General features: G+C 59.1%; 8 protein-coding genes and 3 pseudogenes. 5 read left to right on the plus strand and 6 right to left on the minus strand.

Annotated features, from left to right (window positions below; genetic code table 11):
• From AWB68_RS39300 to AWB68_RS39320, 5 genes and pseudogenes are all read right to left on the minus strand, one after another.
• Positions 1-497, minus strand: a 497-nt coding sequence (locus AWB68_RS39300; RefSeq protein ID WP_143282009.1) for a LysR family transcriptional regulator, incomplete at its 3' end; no start/stop codon positions are given.
• A gap of 400 nt (positions 498-897) precedes the next feature.
• Positions 898-975: pseudogene (locus AWB68_RS51710) on the minus strand (hypothetical protein); the annotation flags it as partial.
• A 79-nt stretch (positions 976-1,054) separates the two neighbouring features.
• A pseudogene (locus AWB68_RS51715) lies at positions 1,055-1,348 on the minus strand (EAL domain-containing protein); the annotation flags it as partial.
• Between the two features lie 203 nt (positions 1,349-1,551).
• Positions 1,552-1,671: pseudogene (locus tag AWB68_RS51720) on the minus strand (IS3 family transposase); the annotation flags it as partial.
• Positions 1,672-1,883: 212 nt separating this feature from the next.
• On the minus strand, positions 1,884-2,777 hold the full coding sequence (locus AWB68_RS39320; RefSeq protein ID WP_087649601.1) for a LysR family transcriptional regulator: 894 nt from the start codon (positions 2,775-2,777) through the stop codon (positions 1,884-1,886).
• 105 nt (positions 2,778-2,882) lie between these two features.
• Here AWB68_RS39320 and mdlC point away from each other — a divergent pair, with 105 nt between their 5' ends.
• From mdlC to AWB68_RS39345, 5 genes are all read left to right on the plus strand, one after another.
• Positions 2,883-4,460, plus strand: a complete 1,578-nt coding sequence (gene mdlC, locus AWB68_RS39325; protein ID WP_087649602.1) for a benzoylformate decarboxylase — start codon at positions 2,883-2,885, stop codon at positions 4,458-4,460.
• Between the two features lie 16 nt (positions 4,461-4,476).
• Positions 4,477-5,649, plus strand: a complete 1,173-nt coding sequence (locus AWB68_RS39330) for an alpha-hydroxy-acid oxidizing protein (RefSeq protein ID WP_087649603.1) — start codon at positions 4,477-4,479, stop codon at positions 5,647-5,649.
• A 13-nt stretch (positions 5,650-5,662) separates the two neighbouring features.
• Complete coding sequence (locus tag AWB68_RS39335) at positions 5,663-6,742, plus strand: enolase C-terminal domain-like protein (RefSeq protein WP_087649604.1); 1,080 nt, start codon at positions 5,663-5,665, stop codon at positions 6,740-6,742.
• A 95-nt stretch (positions 6,743-6,837) separates the two neighbouring features.
• Positions 6,838-8,190 carry an MFS transporter gene (locus tag AWB68_RS39340; RefSeq protein WP_087649605.1) on the plus strand — a complete coding sequence of 451 codons (1,353 nt, stop codon included), beginning with the start codon at positions 6,838-6,840 and terminating at the stop codon, positions 8,188-8,190.
• Positions 8,191-8,205: 15 nt separating this feature from the next.
• Positions 8,206-9,696 (plus strand): benzaldehyde dehydrogenase, encoded by a 1,491-nt coding sequence (locus AWB68_RS39345; RefSeq protein WP_374729653.1) that lies wholly within the window; start codon positions 8,206-8,208, stop codon positions 9,694-9,696.
• Here AWB68_RS39345 and AWB68_RS49100 read toward each other — a convergent pair.
• Positions 9,659-9,895, minus strand: coding sequence for a hypothetical protein (locus AWB68_RS49100; RefSeq protein ID WP_200828923.1), 237 nt, complete (start codon positions 9,893-9,895; stop codon positions 9,659-9,661). The two genes, AWB68_RS39345 and AWB68_RS49100, sit on opposite strands and share 38 nt — an antisense overlap.
• Positions 9,896-10,663: the final 768 nt, after the last annotated feature.

Raw genomic sequence — 10,663 nt, forward strand, 5'->3', positions numbered from 1 at the left:
ACCATTTCCTCGACCAGCAACGGCTCGACATCGAGCGTCAGGCGCCCGCGCGGCTTGTTGATGATCGCGGCATCGAGACGGCCCGCCTCGACCGCATCGATGAGTTGCGCGCTGAAGCCATCGGCCACCGATACCTCGACTTGCGGAAAGAGCGCGTCAAACCTCGCGAGTGACTCCGGTAAGACGCTTTCCGCTTCCGACGCCACCATTCCGAGCGAAACGCGACCCGTGATGATCACGTCGCGCCGGCTCAATTGCTCGCGCGCGTGGTCGATGTCGCGCATGATCGGCGTGTAGAGGCGATACATGAGGCGCGCCGCCTCGGTCGGCGTCATGCCGTGCGGGCCGCGTTCGAAGAGCGTCTGTCGCAGTTCGGCTTCGAGCTTCGAAATCTGCATGCTGAGCGCGGGCTGCACGATATTGAGGCGCTTGGCCGCGCGCGTGACGGAGCCGTCCTCGAAGAGGGCGATGAAATACTGGATTTGCTTGAGGTCCATGAGGCCCGAGCGAGGTGGGAAGCCGGAGACTGCGAGTGTAGCCACAAGCGCGCGACACGGAAAGCGACGAGCGGATGGACGCATCATCGCCACTGAAGGCCTGGTTGACCCGCCCCGGGTGCAGCGCATCGCCGGGAGGTATCAGGTGCTGGCTCTTGGCGCGCTTGAGGGCGCGCGGGGTAGATTCCAACTCATCTGACGCAGCAGAAGCAAGGCGAACGGGTCGACTGCGCGTTGACCGCCAGCGCGGTCCGCTTCGTGCGTCTTGCGACGACGAACTTGCGGCCGGCGCAGGCCCGAACCGTGTCTCGGCGAAAGGTTCGATGCGCGCTGCCGGCGCCGGCCTGCCAATGAAATGTCCTTGCACGACATCGCACCCGAGTTCCTTGACGAGACCGAGTTGCGTTTCGGTTTCGATGCCTTCCGCGACCGTTCCCATGCCCAGCGCGCGCGCGAGCGCCACCATCGCTTCGACCATCGCGTGCCTGTTGGCAGGTTTCCTTAACGGCGAGCCCCTGCACGAACGACTTGTCGATCTTGATGCGATCGACAGGCAGCCGTATGAGGTACGCAAGGCTCGAGTAGCCGGTGCCGAAATCGTCGAGCGAGACGGTCACGCCAATCCTTCGTACGGCCGAAAGCGCGCGCGACGCGGCGGCGAAGTCGCTCATGACGGCAGTCTCCGTCACTTCGATGTCGAGTACGGAGACGCATACGCCGGACGCCTCGGCCGCCTCCGAAACCAGTGCGGCGAGGTCGCATTCCTGAATCGTCGTGGCCGACAGATTGACGGCGACCTTGAATGGCGTGCCGCCTGTCGCCTGCCACCGATTTCCCGACTCACCAATCAAAAGTAGAGCGTGGGCAATATAAAAGTGAGAATCGGGGGGCCCGCGTGCTTAGCTGTTCTGCAGAAGCGATGGTATGCGCGAAATTTCTTCGCCATTAAACGCATGCCTGATACTAAGAATTATCACGCGTGGAACGTCGAGGTTTCGCCAACGCGCCCCCCGGGGGAGACGCGGCGCCCCGTAGCAAGCCCTGTGGGCACACCACCCAATCGCCCCATGGCTTCCGACCTGCCGGCAGACGTCTTGGGCTTGAAATCGTGACTCGCATACTGACTGCCGCGATCGGAATGATCGATCGCGCTAGGCTTGGGCTTGCGGCGAAACGCTAAAGATGGCCGGTGCTTACCCGTTGCGCGAGAACGTCTGGACAAGCTGACTGCCACCTCGACGCGCTGAGTTCCGTCAGTCGTGAGCTCAGTGGCACCTATCCGGGTGCCGCGTCGATTCAAGTACCGGAAATCCATGTCGCGGATGTCGGCGTTCGTCGAGGCGTCTAGCGGCTTATGGTGGCCACGACCGGTGGGCCTCCCGCTACTTACACGTCACTCAAAGTCCGCCTAATCGTGTCGCATAGCCATTGCTGAGCGCCTGGGTCTTCTGCATGCGGGTACCAGTACAAATTGACCTCGAAAGGCTGTATCTGGAACGGTAGCGGCAGGACCTTCATGCGTCCGTCGCTCGCGAATGCTTTGGCGACTCGCGTTGGTAGCGCGAGCACCAGGTCGGTCGTCGCAATCGAAGAGAACAGACTAGTGAAGTGTGGGACCCGAAGGACAATCTTCCGTTTCAGTCCCATCTCGCTCAACACATCCTCGACAAGATGGTGTCCCGTGAAGGGCGCTACCACAACGTGGTTTGCGGCCACGAACTCTTCCAAGGTCAGTGTGTCGCCAATGCTCGGATGCGATGCGCTCAAAAGGCAGGAGTAGCTCTCACTGAACAGGGTCGCCTTTCGTGCCTCCCCTCCAACAAACTGCAGGTTTCCTACGACGGCGTCCACATACCCGGTCTGCAGCCAGTCAGCAACGAGGTTACTGTCAATTTGTACGACTTCAAGGCCGACGGACGGCGCGATAGCCTGGAACTCGCGAACGAGGAAGGGAAGGAAATGGAGTTCGCCCAAGTCGGAGAGCGCGAGTCGGAAAGTGCGTTCCGATTTCGAGGGGTCGAACTGTCGCGTCGCTGATATGGCTGACTCAATGCTGTTCAAGGCTGTCTTGAACGAGCTGAACAACTGCGTCGCATTGAATGTCGGAACCATCCCGTCTCGACTACGAGTGAAGAGCGGGTCGTGGAGGAGGTCCCGCAGTCGATTCAGCGAGTAGCTGACCGAGGGCTGCGTGATGTTCAAACGCTTCGCTGCGCCGCTAACGCTTTGTGTCTCGTAGATTGCAACGAACGTTCGAATCAAATTAAGGTCGATGCTCATGGTTGCCACCTATATAGATGGCATCTATTATAAGAACCAAAAAAAAATGATTGGTCTTATTCCTTCTGCACTCATAGCATAGGTGCATCGAAAGGAACAAACGCTATGAAGACCATTCACCAAGCTTGTTACGAAATTCTCCGCCACCAAGGCCTGACGACCTTCTTCGGAAATCCGGGCTCGAACGAGCTTCCGTTTCTCAAGGATTTTCCGAGCGACTTCAACTACATTCTCGGCTTGCATGAGGGCGCCGTTGTCGCGATGGCGGACGGGTACGCTCAAGCCACTGGACGTCCGACTCTGGTGAACCTGCATTCGGCCGCGGGCACCGGCAACGCCATGGGCGCGCTGGCCAACGCCTGGAACTCGCACACGCCGCTCGTCGTGACGGCGGGTCAGCAAGTTCGCGCCATGGTCGGCGTCGAAGCCCTCTTGGCGAACGTTGATGCTGCTTCGCTGCCGCGACCGCTGGTCAAGTGGAGCTCCGAGCCATCGTGCGCGCAAGAGGTGCCGTTGGCCCTCAGTCGCGCAATTCATACCGCGGGCACCGGCGCGAAAGGCCCGGTCTATCTGTCGGTCCCGTATGACGACTGGAAACAAGAGGCTGCTCCGGGCGTTGACCATCTCGCAACGCGTCGCGTTGAAATGGCGGGTGTCCCCACGCCGGCAATGCTCCAAAGACTTGCTCGCGAACTTGAGCAAGCGAACAACCCGGCGATGATTGTCGGTCCGGGTGTCGACGCCAGCGAAGCCAACGGCTTTGCCGTGGCGCTCGCTGAAAAGCTCTCGATGCCGGTCTGGATGGCTCCCTCTGCGCCGCGCTGTTCCTTCCCGACGACTCATGCCTGCTTCCGCGGCCTTCTGCCCGCAGGTATTGCGAGCATTAGCAGACTGCTTGATGGCCACGACCTGGTGCTCGTTGTCGGCGCACCCGTGTTTCGCTATCACCAATACGAACCAGGTGAGTTTTTGCCGCAAGGCACTCGTCTTATCGCAATCACGTGCGACATCAACGAGGCAACGCGCGCTCCGATGGGCGACGCAATCATCGCGGAAATCGCGCCGACGCTTGAGGCCCTGAACAACGCGGTGTCAAAGACGTCTCGCCCGATGCCCGCCGCTGTTCGCCGGCCAGAACCTGCTCCTGCCGAAGCTGGACGCCTGGCTCCGGAGCGGGTATTCGACATCCTCGATGAAATGGCGCCGCGTGACGCAATCTTCGTGAACGAGTCGACGTCGACCACGAACATTCTTTGGCAGCGCCTGCGCATGACGGAACAAGGCAGCTACTACTTCGCTGCCGCAGGCGGTCTCGGCTTTGCACTCCCGGCCGCGGTCGGCATCCAGTTGGCAAAGCCGGAGCGCCGCGTCATTGGCGTGATTGGCGACGGTTCCGCGAACTACGGAATTCAGGCTCTGTGGACGGCGGCCCAGTACAACATCCCGACCATCTTCATCATCATGAAGAACGGCACATACGGCGCGCTGCGCTGGTTCGCTGGTGTTCTGCAAGCCGAGAACGTACCGGGTCTGGATGTCCCTGGGCTGGACTTCTGCGCGCTGGCGCGTGGGTATGGCGTCGAAGCGCTGCACGCAGATTCGGCTGAGTCGCTTACGTCGGCCTTGAGACAGGCACTTGCTGGGAACAAGCCGGTGCTTATCGAGGTTGAAACTCGAGCCTAAGGGTAGGTGCCGTGTTATGAAAAAGCTCGTAAATGTCGCGGATTTTCGCGCTACCGCCGAGGCCCGGCTCCCCAAGATGGTCTTCGACTATCTTGAGGGCGGAGCCGAAGACGAGATTGGTCTTCGTCACAACCAGGACGCTTTCAAGAAAATCAAGTTTCAGCCGCGCCGTCTCGTTGACGTCAGTTCTCGCAATATGCAGGTGAACATCCTGGGTAAGACGGCGAGCGCGCCGCTCGTCATTGCGCCGACCGGTTTGAACGGGATTCTTTGGCCTCAGGGCGACCTTGCTCTCGCTCGCGCCGCTGGCAAGTTCGGGATTCCATTCGCGTTGTCGACTGCATCCAATGCCTCAATCGAAGAAGCGGCAAAGGCGGCAACCGGCGAAATCTGGTTCCAGTTATATGTGGTTCATCGGAAGCTCGCGGAGTTGCTGGTCAAGCGCGCTCTGAATGCGGGTTACACCACGCTCATTCTGACCACCGACGTTGGGGTGAACGGCAAACGCGAACGTGACCTGAGGAACGGCTTCGGGATGCCCATGCGTTATTCGGCGAAGACCATCCTTGACGGCGTGTTGCACCCGCGTTGGTCGCTCGACCTTGTTACACATGGCATGCCGCAACTGGCGAACTTTGCAAGCCAGGACGTGCAGGACACAGAGTTGCAGGCTGCGTTGATGAGCCGGCAAATGGACGCCAGTTTCGCGTGGAATGACCTGAAGTGGCTTCGCGACTTGTGGCCGCACAAGTTGGTGATTAAAGGCATCAGCCGAGTTGACGACGCCCGACGGTGCATCGAACTCGGCGCAGATGGGGTGATTCTTTCGAATCACGGTGGTCGCCAACTAGACAGCGCCATTGCTCCGGTTGAAGTACTACAGGAAACCGCCAAAAGGATTGCCGCCCCCGTTTTCATTGATAGCGGCATTCGCCGTGGTTCGGATGTGGTGAAAGCAATGGCGTTGGGAGCAAGTGCGGTCCTTCTCGGACGAGCAACACTCTACGGTCTCGCGTCTGGTGGAGAAGCCGGCGTTGACGCAGTCCTCTCGCTCCTCAAGGGCGAAATCGACACAACGCTGGCGCAGATTGGCTGCCCATCGGCAAGCCAGCTCGACTCTGACTTTTTATGGAACGGCGGTCACTGCAATGTCGATGACTTGAGCACTGTCGACTCTGTATCCGCATAAAGGGGTTGTCGTCATGGAAGATATTCGCATCACGGGCTTGCGCGCACGGGCTGTCAATGTGCCACTCCAATACCCGGTTAAGACGGCAGTTGGCACGGTCGCGACGTCACCGCTCGTGTTGATTGACTTGCTTACGAACGCAAATGTCACCGGGCACGCATATGTTTTTACCTACACGCCCCTGGCACTGAAGCCGACCCTTCAGATGGTCGAAGAGCTCGAGGCGCTGGTTAAGGGCATGCCGCTTTCTCCGCATGACATCGACCGCGCGGTCAGCGCACGATTCCGTCTCATCGGCAACACAGGTATCGTCCGCATGGCGACCGCCGGTATCGACATGGCCGCGTGGGACGCAAAGGCCAAGGCCCATCGGTTGCCGCTTGTCGAGATGCTTGGCGGAAAAGCGCGGCCGCTTGCCGCGTATGACAGCCACAGCATGGACGACGTAGAGCTTGGCGCAAGGCGCGCACGCGATGCGGTGGAAGCCGGCTTCACGGCCGTCAAGACAAAAATTGGTTACGCGACGCTCGAGTACGACCTGAAAGTCGTGCGTGCGTTGAAGCAAGTGACGGGCGAATCGGCGCAGTTGATGGTCGATTACAACCAGGGTCTGTCGGTTCCGGAAGCGAAACGTCGCGGCTCTGCCTTGGAGGCGGAAGGTATTTCGTGGATTGAGGAGCCGACGCTGCAGCATGACTACGCTGGTCATGCTGCAATCCGAAAAGCGCTGAAGATTCCGGTGCAAATGGGTGAAAACTGGTTTGGTCCTGATGAAATGCAGAAGGCTGTCGACAGCCGAGCTTGCGACTTCTGCATGCCCGACCTCATGAAAATCGGCGGCGTTACAGGCTGGATGAAAGCGAGTGCCATCGCCGAGCAGCATAGCTTGCCGATGTCCAGTCACATCTTCCAGGAATTTAGCGCGCACGTCCTCGCCGTAAGCCCCACCTGTCATCTGCTCGAGCGCATGGACCTTGCAGGCCCCATTCTTGAACCGGTCCTGCAGTTCAAAGAGGGTCAAGCGCATTTCGGCAACGAGGCCGGCGTAGGAATCCGCTGGAAGGAAGATGAAGTAAGTCGATTCCTGGTCTGAAAACAAGCACTGACCGTTCCGTCAACCTCAAGCAAGTCGTTAACTAAGTATTACTAATCACGAGCCTATAAGAGCTCGCTCATATCTATTTGGAGATGAATGTGGACCATACCGCCGCCGCTGGTGACGCGCTTTATAACACGAGCCTCAATTCCCGCCACCTTATGGTGATGTTTTGGTGCTCCATGTTGATGCTTTTCGATGGATATGACCTGGTGATTTACGGGTCAATCCTCCCTCAATTGATGCACGACTGGGAACTGTCACCTGTCACCGCAGGCTTCATCGGCAGCAGTGCGCTGTTTGGAATGATGGTTGGCGCATTGACGCTCGGTAGCTCTTCTGACCGCTTCGGCCGCCGCCGCATCGTCCTGCTTTGCCTTGTAGTCTTCGGCATCGCCGCGTTTGGCAACGCGTTCTGTACCAACACAACAGAATTCGCCGTGTGCCGCTTCCTGACAGGCATCGGCCTCGGCGGGATGGTTCCGAATATTGTCGCATTGGTGACCGAGATGGCACCGCGCAGCAAGCGCAACATTATGGTGACCATCATGCTCAGCTTTTTCTCGGTGGGTGGCGTCATCGCCGCGCTCGCGGGGAAGGCAATCACGCCTGAATTCGGATGGCGCGCCAATTTCCTGATTGCCGGACTTCCGCTGCTGTTCTTCCCGGTCTTCTACAAATGGCTTCCGGAATCCATCAGCTACCTGATTTCGCAGAAGCGGTATGGCCAGGCCGGGCCTATCCTGCGCGAATATGCCCCGGACTTCACTGGCACTGCAGCAAGCCTTGCCGTAGCAAGTGAGGACATTGGTAAACCTCGTCTGCGCACCGTGGAACTGTTCGCGCATGGTCGTGCAGTCGATACGCTTCTTCTCTGGATTGCATTCGGTATGTGCATGCTGATGGTGTACGGCCTGAACACCTGGTTGCCGAAGTTGATGGCGGCGAACGGCTACTCGCTCGGTTCGAGCCTGACCTTCCTGATTACCCTGAACGTCGGCGCGGTAGTGGGCGGCTTGTTTAGCGGCTGGCTCGCAGACCGCCACGGCGGCAAGCCGACTCTGATTCTGTTCTTCGCTGTTGCAGCAGTCTCGATTGGCCTGCTGGGCTACAAGCAGTCGCCCGTCGTCTTGAACATCCTTCTCATGGCGGCGGGAGCGACCACCATCGGCACACTGTGCATCGTGCACGCATTCGCTGCACAACTCTATCCGGCAGCCATCCGGTCGACGGGTGTGGGTTGGGCAGCAGCCGCGGGCCGATTCGGCGCGGTCGCCGGTCCTGCACTCGGGGGATACCTCTTGAGCCAAAAATTCCCTATCAACCTAAGTTTCATGGTTTTCGCAGTCCCGGGATTGGTGGCCGCCGTCGCAGTGCTGCTGATTTCGAACCGTCGCGTACGCGTCGAGAACCAGGTAGGCACGCTCGCGTCCCACGCCGAGTGAGCTTTTGAGTAAAGCATGAATTCGCATCACGGAGAAAAAAGCATGAGCAATATTGGTGAGTCGCAAGTTTGGAACGGACGAATCTTTTCCGACGGATGGAAGACCGCGGTTGGCGGAACCCAGGCAGTCGTTGAGCCGGCGACCGGCGAGAGCATCGGAGTGGTTGGCGTTGGTTCATCCGAGGACATTGATAATGCGGTCGTCTCTGCGACGACGGCTCAGGAAGCATGGGCTGCTATGCCGTTCGACCAACGTGCGACCATCATGAGAGAGGCAGCGCGCCTGTTGAAGGAGCGCGCGCCGGAAATCAACGAATGGAACATCCGTGAGTGCGGTTCGACGCGCCCGAAGGCTGAATGGGAACTGCACGCGACGTACGAGCAACTGCAGGCGGCAGCAGCGCTTCCCATGCAGCCCGAGGGAGCGCTTTACCCCTCGTCGATCCCTGGCCGCACGAACATCTGCCGCCACGTCCCGGTAGGTGTCGTAGGCGTTATCGCACCCTGGAATTTCCCGATTCTTCTCGGGATGAGGTCTGTTGCACCCGCTCTCGCACTCGGCAACGCGGTCATTCTGAAGCCGGACCCGCAGAGCGGTGTCGCAGGCGGCCTTCTGCTCGCGAAGGTCTTCGAAGATGCAGGTCTTCCCGCTGGTGTGCTGCACGTCATTCCCGGCGGCCCCGCTGCAGGTGACGCGCTGGTCCGTCACCCGAAGGTGGGCATGATTTCGTTCACAGGTTCGACGGCAGTTGGCCGCTCAATCGGCGAAATCTGCGGTCGCATGCTGAAGAAGGTTGCGCTTGAGCTCGGCGGCAACAACGCTATCGTCATATTGGACGATGCGGATGTCGAGGCAGCAACTTCCAGCGGAGCATGGGGTTCGTTCTTGCATCAGGGCCAAATCTGTATGCAGACCGGCCGCCACCTTGTGCATCACTCGATCGCCGAGAAGTACGCGCAAAGACTGGCCGAACGTGCCCGTAATTTGGCGGTCGGCAATCCTGCCAAGGAGCAGGTGCATCTGGGCCCGCTGATTAACCAGAAACAGCGTGACCGAATCGACGACATCGTTCAAACAAGCGTTAGTGCGGGCGCAACGGTTCTGGCGGGTGGGAAGTACAGCGGACTTTTCTATGAAGCGACTGTTCTCACCGGCGTGACGCCCGGTATGGCCGCTTATGACCAGGAAATCTTCGGCCCCATCGCTCCCATCACCGTTTTCGACAGCGACGATGAAGCCGTCGAGTTGGTCAACGCGTCCGACTATGGCTTGGCCGCGGCTATCCACACGCAGTCGATGTCGCGCGGACTCGCGATTTCATCGCGCATTCGCGCAGGGATGGTTCACGTCAACGACCAAACCGTGAATAACGAGTTCCATGTCCCATTTGGCGGCATGGGAGCGTCGGGCAATGGCGGTCGTTTCGGCGGACCGGCGAACGTGCATGAGTTCACTCAAACTCAATGGGTCAGCTTGACGGACAAACCCACTCAATACCCGTTCTAACGCACATGTGAAGTATCGCTACCCGCCCAGACTTCGACGTCGGCGGCGGGTCAACAAAAGAACCTTGATCGCGCGGAATGTCGTCGCCTTCCTCATCGAGCGAGAGCTGGACTTCCTCGCGGAACCACTTGGCGTAGGCCAGCGCCTCTTCCATGCTGTCGTGCTCAGTAAGAGCGGGGTCGATCGGAATTTTTCCCATATTCGTTTTCCTCTTCGCTTCGAGGCGGACCCGCGCTCGAACAATGCCTCGCCTGCAATGCGCGGGCGCGTACTCTCGCGGGCACGGCGGATTCGCTCGCGAGCCCATTCCTCATAGGTCTGTTGTTTCTGCACTCGTGATAGCGCAGGCCGATTGGAGCGGCACTCCGTCATTGACGCAACGACCAGGGCGCGTTCGACCAAATCGGCCTTCGTGAAGTCATCGATAGTCCTTCCAGTTGCGCTCTGCCGACTCAACCGCCCGCCGCCATTTGGGTGATTGCTCTCGAGGAGCGGAGTATTGCTCGGTAATATTTATACGACATCGTATAACATTTCGACGTCTACAATTCATCTAATCAAATGGCGTTCTTGTCTCTTGTTCTTAGGGTATGTGCCTAATTGAAATGATTCCGGAGATGGCACATAGTACGTTATCGTACAACTAGAGACATTGCCAGGCGCGCCGGAGTATCGGACGACACAGAACGCCGAGGCATACGCCACGCAGGTGCTGCCACGGCGAATAAGCTCGATGGCTTCCGGCCAACACTACCCGGCTGGCAGCTTGGTCGGCCCCGTTTCCTCGCGCGAGGACAGCAAGTCCGGTGACTCGACTGATCCAGCGAGGCAGCCCATCTGATCAGTTAAAAAACTTCGGAGACACAGTAATGAAAATCAAGGGCATCCGATGGTGGATGGTCAGCCTGGTCGCGGCCGGGCTCATCATCAACTACCTCGCGCGCAACACGCTTTCGGTGGCGGCGCC

Source organism: Caballeronia choica (assembly GCF_001544535.1).
GTDB lineage: Bacteria > Pseudomonadota > Gammaproteobacteria > Burkholderiales > Burkholderiaceae > Caballeronia > Caballeronia choica.

Excerpts from the sequence above, each read along its gene's own strand:
- mdlC (WP_087649602.1), top strand. The coding sequence starts at position 2,883 with ATGAAGACCATTCACCAAGCTTGTTACGAAATTCTCCGCCACCAAGGC.
- AWB68_RS39320 (WP_087649601.1), bottom strand. The coding sequence starts at position 2,777 with ATGAGCATCGACCTTAATTTGATTCGAACGTTCGTTGCAATCTACGAG.
- AWB68_RS39335 (WP_087649604.1), top strand. The coding sequence starts at position 5,663 with ATGGAAGATATTCGCATCACGGGCTTGCGCGCACGGGCTGTCAATGTG.
- AWB68_RS39340 (WP_087649605.1), top strand. The coding sequence starts at position 6,838 with ATGAATGTGGACCATACCGCCGCCGCTGGTGACGCGCTTTATAACACG.
- AWB68_RS39345 (WP_374729653.1), top strand. The coding sequence starts at position 8,206 with ATGAATTCGCATCACGGAGAAAAAAGCATGAGCAATATTGGTGAGTCG.
- AWB68_RS39330 (WP_087649603.1), top strand. The coding sequence starts at position 4,477 with ATGAAAAAGCTCGTAAATGTCGCGGATTTTCGCGCTACCGCCGAGGCC.
- AWB68_RS49100 (WP_200828923.1), bottom strand. The coding sequence starts at position 9,895 with ATGGGAAAAATTCCGATCGACCCCGCTCTTACTGAGCACGACAGCATG.